The sequence below is a fragment of the Rhizobium sp. M10 genome (assembly GCF_002531955.1).
Classification (GTDB): Bacteria; Pseudomonadota; Alphaproteobacteria; order Rhizobiales; family Rhizobiaceae; genus Rhizobium; species Rhizobium etli_C.
Map to the genome: position 1 here is coordinate 101,249 of NZ_NWTA01000012.1, position 12,527 is coordinate 113,775.

At 60.9% G+C, this 12,527-nt stretch carries 11 protein-coding genes; 7 read left to right on the plus strand and 4 right to left on the minus strand.

Annotated elements, in window-relative coordinates:
* Positions 1 to 126: 126 nt before the first annotated feature.
* From CO671_RS20140 to CO671_RS20150, 3 genes are all read left to right on the plus strand, one after another.
* Positions 127 to 1,161 carry an SPFH domain-containing protein gene (locus CO671_RS20140; RefSeq protein WP_097607391.1) on the plus strand — a complete coding sequence of 345 codons (1,035 nt, stop codon included), beginning with the start codon at positions 127 to 129 and terminating at the stop codon, positions 1,159 to 1,161.
* The gene (locus CO671_RS20145) at positions 1,148 to 2,086 is read left to right on the plus strand and encodes a sugar kinase (RefSeq protein ID WP_097607392.1); all 939 of its coding nucleotides are present in this window, start codon (positions 1,148 to 1,150) and stop codon (positions 2,084 to 2,086) included. The genes CO671_RS20140 and CO671_RS20145 overlap by 14 nt, the downstream gene beginning before the upstream one ends.
* Positions 2,087 to 2,197: 111 nt before the next feature.
* Positions 2,198 to 2,791 (plus strand): chloramphenicol phosphotransferase, encoded by a 594-nt coding sequence (locus tag CO671_RS20150; protein ID WP_097607393.1) that lies wholly within the window; start codon positions 2,198 to 2,200, stop codon positions 2,789 to 2,791.
* Positions 2,792 to 2,859: 68 nt separating this feature from the next.
* Here the strand turns inward: CO671_RS20150 and CO671_RS20155 are convergent, their stop codons facing one another.
* The gene (locus CO671_RS20155; protein ID WP_097607394.1) at positions 2,860 to 4,302 is read right to left on the minus strand and encodes an RtcB family protein; all 1,443 of its coding nucleotides are present in this window, start codon (positions 4,300 to 4,302) and stop codon (positions 2,860 to 2,862) included.
* A gap of 362 nt (positions 4,303 to 4,664) precedes the next feature.
* On the opposite strand from CO671_RS20155, the gene CO671_RS20160 reads away from it, so the two are divergent.
* Positions 4,665 to 5,045 (plus strand): GFA family protein, encoded by a 381-nt coding sequence (locus CO671_RS20160; protein ID WP_097607395.1) that lies wholly within the window; start codon positions 4,665 to 4,667, stop codon positions 5,043 to 5,045.
* Positions 5,046 to 5,212: 167 nt separating this feature from the next.
* Here the strand turns inward: CO671_RS20160 and CO671_RS20165 are convergent, their stop codons facing one another.
* Positions 5,213 to 5,524 carry a GFA family protein gene (locus CO671_RS20165; protein ID WP_245425006.1) on the minus strand — a complete coding sequence of 104 codons (312 nt, stop codon included), beginning with the start codon at positions 5,522 to 5,524 and terminating at the stop codon, positions 5,213 to 5,215.
* A 644-nt stretch (positions 5,525 to 6,168) separates the two neighbouring features.
* On the opposite strand from CO671_RS20165, the gene CO671_RS20170 reads away from it, so the two are divergent.
* The 3 genes from CO671_RS20170 to CO671_RS20180 all read left to right on the plus strand — a co-directional run bounded on the left by CO671_RS20170 (position 6,169) and on the right by CO671_RS20180 (position 10,814).
* Complete coding sequence (locus CO671_RS20170) at positions 6,169 to 7,911, plus strand: adenylate/guanylate cyclase domain-containing protein (RefSeq protein ID WP_280953344.1); 1,743 nt, start codon at positions 6,169 to 6,171, stop codon at positions 7,909 to 7,911.
* Positions 7,912 to 8,364: 453 nt separating this feature from the next.
* A complete protein-coding gene (locus tag CO671_RS20175; RefSeq protein ID WP_097607397.1) occupies positions 8,365 to 9,444 on the plus strand; it encodes a YihY/virulence factor BrkB family protein in 1,080 nt (359 codons plus the stop codon).
* An 86-nt stretch (positions 9,445 to 9,530) separates the two neighbouring features.
* Positions 9,531 to 10,814: a cystathionine gamma-synthase family protein gene (locus tag CO671_RS20180; protein WP_097607398.1), complete on the plus strand. Its 1,284-nt coding sequence runs from the start codon at positions 9,531 to 9,533 to the stop codon at positions 10,812 to 10,814.
* Positions 10,815 to 10,859: 45 nt separating this feature from the next.
* On the opposite strand, the gene CO671_RS20185 is transcribed toward CO671_RS20180, so the two are convergent.
* Both CO671_RS20185 and CO671_RS20190 read right to left on the minus strand, forming a co-directional pair.
* A complete protein-coding gene (locus tag CO671_RS20185) occupies positions 10,860 to 11,273 on the minus strand; it encodes a cupin domain-containing protein (RefSeq protein WP_097607399.1) in 414 nt (137 codons plus the stop codon).
* A 62-nt stretch (positions 11,274 to 11,335) separates the two neighbouring features.
* Positions 11,336 to 12,100 (minus strand): SDR family oxidoreductase, encoded by a 765-nt coding sequence (locus CO671_RS20190; protein WP_097607400.1) that lies wholly within the window; start codon positions 12,098 to 12,100, stop codon positions 11,336 to 11,338.
* Positions 12,101 to 12,527 lie beyond the last annotated feature (427 nt).

Genomic DNA, 12,527 nt, shown 5'->3' on the forward strand with positions numbered 1-12,527 from the left:
TGCGAATATAACATGCGCGAGGCTTAGTGTAAATCTTCAACTAAGTTAGTTGACATTTATCACTAACTCATGTTTTCTCCATTTCGACACGAGCAGGGGGCTCGCGCCTGGAACAAGGAAACGGTCATGTTCGGACTGCGCTTCATCAAGACGGAACCTACGCAATACGTCATCCAATATCAAAACGGCAAAGCCGTCCGTGAAGGCGCCGGCCTGGCCTTCTGGCATTTTGCGCCGTCGAGCTCGCTGGTGCTGGTGCCGACGGCGAGCGTCAACGACCCCTTCATCTTTCCGCTGGTGACGTCGGACTTCCAGGAAGTGACCGTGCAGGGGCAGATCACCTATCGTATCGCCGAGCCGCGCCGCACGGCAGCGCTCCTGAATTTCACGCTCGACCACAAGGGTCGCTATGTCTCGGAGGATCCGCAGAAGCTTTCGACCCGGGTGATCGACCGCGTGCAGGTGGCGATGCGCGCCGAAGTTCAGACGCTGTCGCTGAAGGAGGTTCTTGCCTCGGGAGAGGCCCTCGTCGCCGGCGTGGCGGAAGCCCTCAAAGTACATCCGACGATCGAAGCGCTCGGCCTTGAAATTCTCGGCCTGTCGCTGCTCGCCGTCATGCCGAAGGCCGAGACGGCCAAGGCGCTGGAAGCCCATGCCCGCGAGGCTCTGCTCCGCCAGGCCGACGAGGCCATCTATAGCAGGCGCAATGCCGCCATCGAGCAGGAGCGGACGATCAAGGAAAACGAGATCGCCACCGAGATCACGCTGGAAAACAAGAGGCGGCAGGTGCGCGAGGCGCAGATGGAAGCCGAGCGCGCCGTGCAGGAACGGCAGCTGCAGATCCGGCGGGAAGAAATGGCCGGCAAGATCGCGCTGGAAGAGCAGAACCGCGATCTGGTGACGCTTGCCGCGACCAACGCCAAGGCCGAGGCCGATGCCCAAGCCTATGCGCTGACGGCGATGATGAAATCCTTCGAGCAGGCCGATCCGAAAGTGCTGCAGGCGCTCGCCTCGGTCGGCATGAAGCCCGGCCAGCTGATGGCGCTCGCCTTCCGCGACCTTGCCGACAATGCGACGAAGATCGGCCAGCTCAACGTCTCGCCCGATCTTCTGCGCGAGATATTGCAGCCGCAGGAGGGCAAGGACCGTGCCAGCCACTGACGAACGCAAGATCATCCTCGTCGTCCGCCCGACCCGCCTCGACGAGCTCATCGCCCGGTTCAACACGGTGCAGCAGGCGCAGTTCTATGTCGAGCATCTCGGCGCCGATTTCAGCGATTACCTCGCCGAGAAGAGGCGCTACGAAACGGCGATCGCCGAGGTGGAAGCCAGCCTGCGCGCCGTCGCCCGCGTGCAGCGGCTCGACCGCCGCTACCTCCCGAACTTCGTCTTCGGCCCCGACGATGTCGTCGTCGTGCTCGGCCAGGACGGGCTGGTCGCCAATACGCTGAAATATCTCGACGGCCAGCCGGTGCTCGGCGTCAACCCGGATCCGATGCGCTGGGACGGCCTGCTCCTTCCTTTCAACCCGAAGAGCCTTCCGAAGGTGATCGGCGAGGCGCTGAGGAACAAGCGGCCGATCAGGCGCGTCAGCATGGCCAAGGCGACGCTGAATACCGGCGCCGTCATCCATGCCGTCAATGATCTCTTCATCGGCCCGCAAAGCCATGTCTCGGCCCGCTATCTCCTGCAGGCCGAGGAGCGCGAGGAGCGCCAGTCCTCCAGCGGCATCATCGTCTCGACAGGCATGGGCTCGACCGGCTGGCTGAAGAGCCTCTATTCCGGCTGCCTCGGGGCCGCGAGCGCGCTCGGCCTCGAACCCGCTGAGCGGACGATCGACATGTCCTTCGCCTGGGATGCGGATTACCTGCGCTATTTCGTCCGCGAACCCTTCCCGAGCCGCACCACCGGCGCCACCATCGTCGCCGGTCTCGTCTCCGATACCCAGCCGTTGACCATCGTCTCCGAAATGCCGGAACACGGCGTGATCTTCAGCGACGGCATCGAGGCGGACTTTCTGGAGTTTAACGCCGGAACGCGGGCAGTGGTGACCGTCGCTGAACGGCAGGGGTCGCTGGTGGTGTGAGCGGCCTCGGCGTACATATCGTATGGGGTGCCGCCGATCGGGGCGTTGCGACATATGAAGGATCACCTATGCTGCGGGTCCTCAGCGGACAATTGGAAAGCTGGCACTGTCATGGGCGTTTTCGTTTTGCTGATGGGCTTCCCCGGCGTCGGGAAACTGACGATCGCGACTGAATTGAGTTCGCTCTTTCCTGCAAAGATCATCGATAATCACTGGTTCAATAATCCGATACTGCGTCTCCTGGACGACGATGGAACAACGCCACTTCCACCGGGAGTATGGGAATATACGGCACGGGTGCGCCAGGCGGTGTTGGATGCAATTGTAGTTTATCGGCCCGCTCCGGCGAACTTCATTTTCACGCATGCCGGTATAGCAGGTGACGAGCGCAGTGCCCGCACGTTTCAGCAGATATGCGATGCCGCCCGACAATACGAGGCGTTGCTGGTGCCGGTCAGATTGCTTTGCGATGCGGAAGAATTGGCGCGCCGTGTTTCAACGCCCACGCGCCGCGAGCGGTTGAAGTCAACGGATGTGCAAGCCTCCATAGACAAAAGCAGACAAGCGCGGGTTCTCGATCCCAAACATAGGTTTACCCTGGATCTGGATGTCACTTCCAAAACGGCGCAGGCGAGCGCGGCAGCGATCCTGCATCATGTCACACGCGTCATCGCCGGCGATTTCGGTTGCCGCAGTAACGGTTGAAATCGAAGGCGACTTGCGCGCGAGCCTTTCCCAATCCGCGCCGCGGCGATCATCTGGTGGCGTGTGCGTTATCCCTTCACCGTCACCAATGGGCTGATCCGCGCAACTTTCCTTGTCATGCGCGCGTCAACCATGGGTTCCACAACACTGTCAATCGCCTTGTAGGCCGCTGGCGCTTCTTCCCGGAGGCGGGCTTGAAGCTCGCCCAGGATATCCTGCCGGCCCTGCAATTGCGGGCTATGCGGATCGACAGGACCGATGACGCGCAGCGCATTGCCGACATTCTTTTGCGAACGCGCTTCCTGCCGTGAGAGTTTGCGTCCCGCTCCATGGGCGGAGGATTCCAGAAAATCGGTCGATCCGCATCCGGCAAGCAGCCAGGTGCCGTCACCCATCGATCCGGGCAATATGACCGGTTCGCCGAACCACTCATATGGGCTGCCAACCAGGGCTCCCGCAGCTCTTGCCGGACAGGCGCCCTTTCTGTGGCGTACGATATTTCCGCTCTCCCAGATCGTATTATGCGGGGCATCGTAAACGAGATGATGTTCGATCTCTTGTCCCAGTGTCCTTGCCACGGCCTCGACCGCGGCAAGGCCGATAAAGAAGCGATTGGCAAAGGCTGCATTTACCGCATTCGCATGACCGTCCATGTACCTCTTGTAGAGGTCTGGTCGGGTATGCCTGGAGAGCACTCGCCAATCCTCTCCTGGTTTGCAATCGGATCTCAGCCGGTCCCTGGTTGCCGTGCCTACCCGCTGTCCAAAATCGAGAGAGCCCGAATGGATGACAAGGATGACGGAGCCGGATTTCAGTCCGGCCGCTCTTGCGAAGGCGCCGTCCGCGACCTGATCAACATAACCGAACTCGACGAAATGATTTCCGCCGCCGATCGTGCCGAGGATTGCGTCGCGACGATGGGCGCCGTCGATTTGCGCATAGTCCGCAAAATCGGCATCAATGTCTTCGCAGGAGAAAACGCCGTTATCCGAATGTCGTTCAAGATCGGCCCACGCTCGCCCAAGATCCAGTTTGGAAAGCAGGCCAGCTCTCTGCCATTGGAGGCTGTCGAGGAGTCCGGGCAGCCCCTCGCGCAAGATTGCGTGCCGATCCTTGCCCGTGAGCGCAATGTCGCGCCCGCCGCGGAAAAACAAATGGCGAAGATGACGGTCGAGCAGCGGCGTCGACAACTGATCTGCCGTCACATTGTCGAGCACGATCATGCGCATCCCGCAGCCAATGTCAGATCCAATCATGTGCGGAAGAACCGCACCTTCGACGTCTGCTACGACGCCGACGGGCACGGGTTTGCCTGGATGAAAGTCAGGAGTCGTAGCGACCGCCCGCAACAAGGCCTTCTTCCGAGCCAATGCCTCCGGTGTCGGCAAGGCGCTCGTAAGGTCGGTAAGTGAGTGTAAAAAACTTCGTTCCGGCTCGTCGCGTGCTACGACTGACCTGACGATGTGCCCAGCGATGTTGCTGGTGCGACTGATGAATGATGGCGCGTTCATGTGTGCTCCGTGAGTGCCTTGGTTCAGCAGCCGCGGCAATACGGAGTGCGGGTTCGTATGGCACAGGGAGTTGGAAAACTCAATGTGCCATCGCAGATGGACAAGATGGGAGGCGATGCCTTCGGCTTCTTCGGCACCCTGGCGGGTCCTTCACACACAAGGCGGCGAAGAGAAAATAACGTGTTGATTTGATTATGATGTCAAGCGTTGCAGAAGCTATCGTGGCATTTAGTTCCGCTACTTCTGCGACGATGGCAGCGTGACCTCTCTGGAAAGATGTGCCATACAATGTCATCGCCCAATTGGAGCTGGTTCCCGATAGCATTTTCGCGCAAGAATGAGTTTCAGCAAAAGGACATCCTATGCACAAAGGATCATGCCTCTGTAGCGCGGTAACGTTTGAAATCGAAGGCGACTTGCGCGCCCCGGATGCGTGCCATTGCTCTAAATGCCGCAAACAGTCCGGCCACTTTTTCGCCTCGGCGGATGTTGCGAGGCATCAAATCAAGATTTGCGGAGGCGAGGTCGTCACCTGGTATCACTCTTCGGAAAATGTAAGACGGGGATTTTGCGCGGTCTGCGGCTCATCGCTGTTTTGGGACCCGATCCATTGCGACTGGATCGCCGTTGCGATGGGCGCCTTGGATAGCCCGACCCACGCCAAATTGAAAATGCATATCTTTGTCGCCGACAAGGGCGACTATTATGACATCACAGATGATCTGCCTCGAAACGAACAATAAGATCTTCGGCAATTGATCCTGTTGGTCGCCGAACCTGTTTCGAACGACGAACCTAAATGAAGCGCGGGCTAACCGACATCCGATTCATGATCGCCCGGGTCGCGTGAGACCAGTCCGCGCTGTGCATGCTTGATGTCGTCAGCCAGCTGGAGCCAATCATGCTTGGACTATTCGAAGACGGAAACCGAGGGCGGAGGAGACGTCGGGTCCGCGAAGGCGCCGACGGCCACGAGGCAAAGGTTCGGATTGAAGTCGCCTTCCCAATATAAGGACGTCCCGCAATTCGGGCAGAAGTGAAACCGAACGGTGCGCCCCTGCGCCGCGTCGCGCACGAAAACTTTCCGCTCTCCTTCAATCGTCACCTCGGTTTTCTCAAAGATCGCGCCGCTGACCGCCACCGCGCCAGTTCTGCGCTGGCAATCGCGGCAGTGGCACAGGCTCACCGTCAGCGGATCGCCCGGAATGATCCGCAGTGGCATTGTGCAAGTCTTTCCATGTCCAATCTCGCTTGCTGCGCTGTTGGTCCTGTTCGATGTCTGACGGGTATTCGATGAGAGATGTCGGAGGGTGTAGGGTCTGGCGCTCAAAGCCCGACCGCGGGGTGCTCGAAGGGGCAGGCGGAAGCGCTGATGCTTTTCAGAGGGGCAGAAGCCCGGCGCGGGAGAAGGCGCCGGGCTTCAATAGTGACCGACAGCATGGGAGGAGGAGTGCCGTCCGTCGGGCCGGCGCAGCCGAGGAGGAGTATGGCGCGTCGGTTCGTTACGAGGTAGTGAGGCAGTACGGCGAATTCAAGCCTGGGTGTTGCGTCAATACTGCGCAGGTGCAGGGCGTCATGGCGCGGCTACGTCAGCCGGTTCCGTGCTACGTTGTCCGCGGACAACTATCCCGCTGCCGCCGCAATAGGCGAGGCCTTTTGCTCCAGCAAACTGTCATCGCAATCCTTGTTGTCCGCGGACAACCGGATGATCGGCGCTCCTCCGTCTCATGCAGCCGCTGCCGCCGATCAACGTTTCGGTTCGCTGTGTCATCATCGGTCGGTGCGCCGCATGAGGTCGATGTCGTGGTCTATAGGTCGCCACTTGTTTGTGTGTTAACGTTTGGCAAGGCGTCTTGTGAGGGGGCCATGGAGAGGAAGCTTGCGGCCATCCTTGCGGCTGACGTCGTTGGATATTCGGCGCTGATGGAGCGTGACGAGACCGGGACGTTCGAGCGTCTCGTCGGGATTCGAAAAGAGCTAATCGAGCCGGAAATCGCGAAGCGGCGCGGCCGCATCTTCAAGCTCATGGGCGACGGGTTGCTCGCCGAGTTCGGCAGCGTCGTGGATGCCGTCGAATGCGCGGTGTCGCTGCAGGGCGTGCTCAAGGAGCGCAACGCCGGGGTGAAGGAGAGCGAGCGGCTCGAATTGAGAATAGGGCTCAATCTCGGCGAAGTCATCGTCGATGGTGACGACTGTTATGGCGATGGCGTCAACGTATCGGCGCGTTTGCAGCAGCTCGCCGATCCTGGCGGTGTCTGCATCTCCGGCAAAGTCGCGCGTGAGGTCGAAAAGACGCTCGCCTTCGGGTTTGAGGCGATGGGTGAGCAGCAGGTCAAAAACATCGCCGAGCCGATCACGGTTCACCGTCTCGTGCAGGAAGGGACCTCCCCGCAGGAGCGTCTGTCCAGGCCGCCTACTCTGCCGAACAAGCCGTCGATAGCCGTGCTGGCCTTTGCGAACATGAGCGGTGATCCTGAGCAGGAGTATTTTGCCGATGGGCTGGTCGAGGATGTCATCACCAATCTCTCGAAGATTCCGAGCCTGTTCGTCATCGCGCGAAACTCAACCTTCGCCTACAAAAGCAGGCCGGCCGACGTCAGGCAAATCGCCAGAGAACTGGGCGTCCGCTACGTGCTGGAAGGCAGCATCAGGCGGGCGGCAAGCCGAGTGCGCATCAGCGCGCAATTGATCGAAGGGAAGAGCGCCACCTATATCTGGGCCGACAAGTTCGAAGGTGCGGCCGAAGACATTTTCGATTTGCAGGATCAGTTGACCGAGCGCATCGTCGGCACGCTCGAGCCGACAATCAGGCATGCGGAGATAGAGCGGGCGCGCCGCAAGCGGCCTGACAGCCTGGACGCTTATGACTTTTTCCTTCGCGCATTGCCGCACAGCTATGCCAATACCCCCGCGGACACCAACGAAGCATTGCGGCTACTGGCCGAAGCTTTGCGTCTTGATCCCAACTATGCCGCCGCGCACGGTTATGCCGCCTGGGGGTACGAGCAGCGCTTCCTGCGCGGCGGCTTCGAACCCAAGGACAGGGCCGCGGCGCTCAGCCACGCCGATGCGGCGCTCGCCACCGGCTCGGACGATCCGCAGGCGCTGTGCCTCGGAGCCTTCGTCCATGCCACGATCACCCATGACTACGAGCGCTCGATCAACGCACTCGATAGGGCTTTGATGCTGGACAGCAATTCGTCGCTGGCCTACGGGCTGAGTGCGATGGTGCATATGTTCAACGAGACCTATGACCGGTCCCGAGATCACGCATTCAAGGCCCTTCGGCTCAGTCCGCTCGATCCGATGAACTATCATTCCTATCTCGCATTGGCATGGGTCAGCCTGTTTGGCGGGCGGTTCGAGGATGCCGTGAAATACTCGGCCCTGGGAGTTCAGGTGAATCCGGGCTTCAGCATTCTCCACGCTAGCCTGGTGGCAAGCTACGCCAATCTCGATCGCTTGGAGGCTGCGCGAGCGGCCGCCGCGCGATTGCTGAAGGTCGCGCCGGACTGGACCATAGGTGGTTTCGTGCAAATGGATGTCGTGCGGCCGCAGCTCATGAAGGGGCTGGCGTCGGCGTTGCGCAAGGCCGGTCTCCCGGAATAAGATTTCCTGCCTGTTCCTCTCCCTTTATCGGTCCGGCAGGCCAGATCCTTCCGCTCGAGGAGCTGATTGTCGTGGATAACGGCAACGGCTATTGCTGGCCATTGCCGGTGGCGCTATTGATGTGTTTAGGGACTTTTTCGCCTGTCGGAATTCAGCCTCAGGCCGCGTTTTCCAGGCATAATTCCGACCCTCAGGACCTGAGGGGCGCCACATTGCGGCCCTGTCGATATAACCCCAACACAGCAGTAACGAAACCAAAGTCCGGTTTTGCTTCCGTAGTGTGGTAGGGTTCCAACAAAATCAGCGGCTTACAATCTGCGAAACCCTTATGGGTCCGGCCTCTTTAGGGGCGTCAGCCCCTCCCCTGCCCCGGGAATTTCCGCAGGAAAGCAATGGCTTGCATCCTTTAGCGGCAATCGGCGTTATCCACGCAGCAAATCGGAGGATAGGCTAATGGCAGATGCGTTCCGCCTCAAGAGGTTCTCGATCGCGGCGACGGTGATGGCCGCAGCGATCGGCGCGTTTGTTGTCCTCCAGGCAAGGCAGCGCGGGGCTGTCGCGGTGACCAGCGATATCGCCTGGGGCGACGACGATCATGGGCGCAGCGCGGCGACGCCGGAGGCCATTCCGCTCAGCGGCCTTCGTGACGTATTCTGGCGGGTCTTCCACGAGATCCTGAACGACCGGGTCTCGCTCATTGCTGCCGGCGTGACCTTCTATCTGCTGCTGGCGATATTCCCGGCGCTGGCGGCGCTCGTCTCCCTCTACGGACTGGTTGCCGATCCGCTCACGATATCCGAACATCTTCGCGAACTGGTCGTCCTCCTGCCGCCGGGAGCCTTCGATCTTCTCGCCGACCAACTGAAGGCGCTCATCGAACGACGCGAGAGCACGCTCGGAATCACCTTCTTCGTGGGTCTCGCCATCGCGCTCTGGAGCACGCATAACGGCACGCTCGCGATCTTCGATGCGATGAACGTGGCCTATGAGGAGGATGAGAAACGCAGCCTCGTGCGACTGAACCTGATCGGCTTCTGCTTCACCTTATGCGCAATATTCTTCGCCGTCCTCATGGTTGCCCTTGTCGGCGTGATGCCGCTTGTGCTCTCCTTTCTGTGGCTTGACCAGTTCAAGGAGCAAATGGCGCTCCTTCTCAGATGGCCGCTGCTGCTGCTGGTGGTGGTGGTCGCGGTCATGCTGGTCTATCGCTTCGGCCCGAGCCGCGAGCCCGCCAGAGTGCGGTGGATGACATGGGGCGCAGCTCTGACGACGCTCGCCTGGGCCGTCATGTCGCTCGGCTTCTCCTTCTATCTCGAGCATTTCGCCAACTATAACGCGACTTATGGCACGCTCGGCGCGTTGATCGGCTTCCTCATCTGGATCTGGCTTTCGGTCGTCATCCTCATCGTCGGTGCGGAACTGAACGCCGAGCTCGAGCATCAGACGGCCAAGGACACGACGACGGGGCAGCCGCTGCCGATGGGTGCGCGCGGGGCCTATGTCGCGGACACTTTGGGCGAGACCATGAGCTGATCGTTAAGGAGCGGCATTGATGCCCGCTGCTTCGATGCGGTTTTGATGTATTTTGTGCTTCGGCAGGTTCGACAGAGGAGACGATCATGACCGCCCCGCATCCTTCCAAAACGCATATCGGCAATCATGCACTGCATCCCGAAACGCAGATGCTGAACTACGGCTACGACCCCGAGCTATCGGAAGGGGCGGTCAAGCCGCCGGTATTCCTCACCTCCACCTTCGTCTTCAATTCTGCCGAGGATGGCCGAGACTTCTTCGATTACGTCTCGGGCCGCCGCGAGCCGCCGGCCGGCAAGGGGGCGGGCCTCGTCTATTCGCGCTTCAATCATCCCAACAGCGAGATCGTCGAGGACAGGCTCGCCGTCTATGAGAAGACGGAGAGCGGCGCGCTGTTTTCCTCAGGGATGGCGGCGATCGCCACGACCTTGTTCGCCTTCGTCCGGCCGGGCGATGCGATCCTGCATTCGCAGCCGCTCTACGGCGGCACGGAAACCTTGCTGGCAAAGACCTTCCTCAATTTCGGCGTCGCCGCGGTCGGCTTTGCCGATGGTGTCAGCGAAAATTCGGTGCAGAAGGCGGCCGACGAGGCGGTGACCAAGGGCCGCGTCTCCGTCATCCTGATCGAAACACCCGCCAATCCGACCAACAGCCTGGTCGATGTCGCGATGATCCGGCGCGTTGCCGATGCGATCGGGGCAAAGCAGGGGCATACGCCGATCATCGTCTGCGACAACACCCTGCTCGGGCCGGTGTTCCAGCGGCCGATCGAGCACGGCGCCGATATTTCGCTTTATTCACTGACAAAATATGTCGGCGGTCATTCCGATCTGATCGCCGGGGCCGTTCTCGGCCGCAAGGCCGTCGTCAGGCAGGTCAAGGCGCTGCGCGGCGCGATCGGCACCCAGCTCGATCCGCATTCCTGCTGGATGCTCGGCCGTTCGCTGGAAACATTGCAGCTGCGCATGGAGCGGGCAAACAGCAATGCGCGGGCCATCGCCGATTTCCTGCGCGATCACCCGAAGGTCGAGAAGGTCCACTACCTGCCCTACCACGATCCGGAATCGCCGTCCGGCCGCACCTTCGCCGCGCAATGCAGCGGCGCCGGCTCGACCTTCTCCTTCGACATTCGCGGTGGCCAGCCGGCTTCGTTCAAATTCCTGAATGCGCTGCAGGTCTTCAAACTCGCCGTCAGCCTGGGCGGTACGGAATCGCTGGCGAGCCATCCCGCGACCATGACGCATTCCGGCGTGCCCGCCGATGTAAGGGAGCGGATCGGCGTGCTGGAATCGACGATCCGCCTGTCGATCGGCATCGAGCATCCCGACGATCTGGTCGCCGATCTGGAACTGGCGCTGCAATCTGCTTGACGGCGCCACGTAGAACGATGCCCGGCGGCGCCGGGCATCGAGAGTTTATTTGTCGTCGATCGTCAGCTCTGTCTCGTCCGAGTTCACCACGAAGATCGCGAGCAGCTTCGCCGGCTCGGTCTTGCTGCCGTTGGCGCTGACGCTGTGATGATCGCCGGGGAATTCGGGAAAGCTTTCGCCGGCCTTATAGGTCTTCACCGGGCCGTCATTCACCTGGCTTTTGATCGAGCCCTCCAGAACGGTGGCGTAGATGAAGGCCGATTTCGGGTGAGTATGGCCCGGCGACATGCCGCCAGGCTTATATTCGACGAGCACGGCCTTGATGCTCTTGCCGGGAACATTGGGAAGCTTCTGGTCGTAGACCAGGGTTACCTTTGCCTTGTCGCCCGCGGCATAGGCTGCTGTGCCGGCGACAAGGGCAACGGCGAATGCCGCTGCCGAGATCATTTTTCCTGACATGACTGGTCTCCTTGCGTTGATGGGAACGGTTGTCGGCGCGGCCGCGACGGCGGCATGGGCCGTCAGGCGCTCATCTTCTGTGGCGGATGCTGGCGCAGCCAATCATCGAAGCGAATGCGGCCAAGTCGGGCCTTCGGCCCTGCCACCAGCGAGTTGTCCTCGAGCTCGACGCCGAAATAGCGGGCGTGCGGATCGGTCATGATCTGGCGCGGGTCATTCGTCGCCTTGAAAAGCTGCGTCACGACCTCGGTAAGGCGGATCTTCTCCGGACCGCCGATTTCGATCGTGCCGTTGACGGGGGCGGCGAGCGCCACGTCGGCCATGACGTCGGCGACATCGTCCGAGGCGATCGGCTGCACATAGGCCGGCGACAGATGCACCATCTGGCCGACCGTGCCCGACTGGGCAATGCCCGCCATGAACTCATGGAACTGCGTGGAGTGGACGATGGTGTAGGGTATGCCGGAGCCTTTGATCAGCTCTTCCTGGGCCATCTTGGCCCGCATATAGCCGCTGCCCTGCAGCCGCTCCATACCGACGATCGACAGGGCGATGTGATGTTTCACGCCGGCGGCAGCGGCCGCCTTGAGCAGGTTGCGGCCCGAGGTCTGGAAGAATTCCAGAACAGCCTTGTCCTCGAAGGAGGGCGAATTGGCGAGATCGAGCACCACCTGCGCGCCAGCAAGCGCTTCCGCCACGCCCTTGCCGGTGATCGTGTCGACGCCCGTATTCGGCGAGGCCGGCAGCACGTCATGTCCCTTCTTGCGCAATCTTTCCACGGTCTTCGTGCCGATGAGGCCGGTGCCGCCGATGATGACGATTTTCATGGGTAGTCTCCTTCTCCATTGCGAGGAGTATCCTCTGTTGACTTGAGGCGGGTGCCGAAACCGCTTCCTCTATGAGGCAGGCGCGCGATGTCAGGCTTGGCCGGCTACAGCCGACGGGCAGGAGAATGCGCCGGATCACGGTCGCGAACCATTCTCCCACCGTCGCTGTCGACCTATGCGAAGGAAGTAGGACGGCTCGCCCAGCGAGAGATCCGATCGGTTGAAAAGAAGGAAACGTGTCTAAGTCGGCGTCAGCCGAACCTGCCCCGGGGCAACGGGCGAACCTTGGGCGGCGGGATTGGCAACACTTCTCCCCGGCGGGCGTGCGGCGCTCCTGGCCCATTTGATCGGTATTGCGATAAACAGCGCCTGGAGCAGATTGTCGTCTTCTGAGTGGATTCGTGGCCGGGCTGCGGTCCGGATCGAC

What these genes read in the sequence shown, in the direction of transcription:
- CO671_RS20140 (WP_097607391.1), top strand. Translation starts at nt 127, where the DNA reads ATGTTCGGACTGCGCTTCATCAAGACGGAACCTACGCAATACGTCATC.
- CO671_RS20150 (WP_097607393.1), top strand. Translation starts at nt 2,198, where the DNA reads ATGGGCGTTTTCGTTTTGCTGATGGGCTTCCCCGGCGTCGGGAAACTG.
- CO671_RS20155 (WP_097607394.1), bottom strand. Translation starts at nt 4,302, where the DNA reads ATGAACGCGCCATCATTCATCAGTCGCACCAGCAACATCGCTGGGCAC.
- CO671_RS20160 (WP_097607395.1), top strand. Translation starts at nt 4,665, where the DNA reads ATGCACAAAGGATCATGCCTCTGTAGCGCGGTAACGTTTGAAATCGAA.
- CO671_RS20165 (WP_245425006.1), bottom strand. Translation starts at nt 5,524, where the DNA reads ATGCCACTGCGGATCATTCCGGGCGATCCGCTGACGGTGAGCCTGTGC.
- CO671_RS20170 (WP_280953344.1), top strand. Translation starts at nt 6,169, where the DNA reads ATGGAGAGGAAGCTTGCGGCCATCCTTGCGGCTGACGTCGTTGGATAT.
- CO671_RS20175 (WP_097607397.1), top strand. Translation starts at nt 8,365, where the DNA reads ATGGCAGATGCGTTCCGCCTCAAGAGGTTCTCGATCGCGGCGACGGTG.
- CO671_RS20180 (WP_097607398.1), top strand. Translation starts at nt 9,531, where the DNA reads ATGACCGCCCCGCATCCTTCCAAAACGCATATCGGCAATCATGCACTG.
- CO671_RS20185 (WP_097607399.1), bottom strand. Translation starts at nt 11,273, where the DNA reads ATGTCAGGAAAAATGATCTCGGCAGCGGCATTCGCCGTTGCCCTTGTC.
- CO671_RS20190 (WP_097607400.1), bottom strand. Translation starts at nt 12,100, where the DNA reads ATGAAAATCGTCATCATCGGCGGCACCGGCCTCATCGGCACGAAGACC.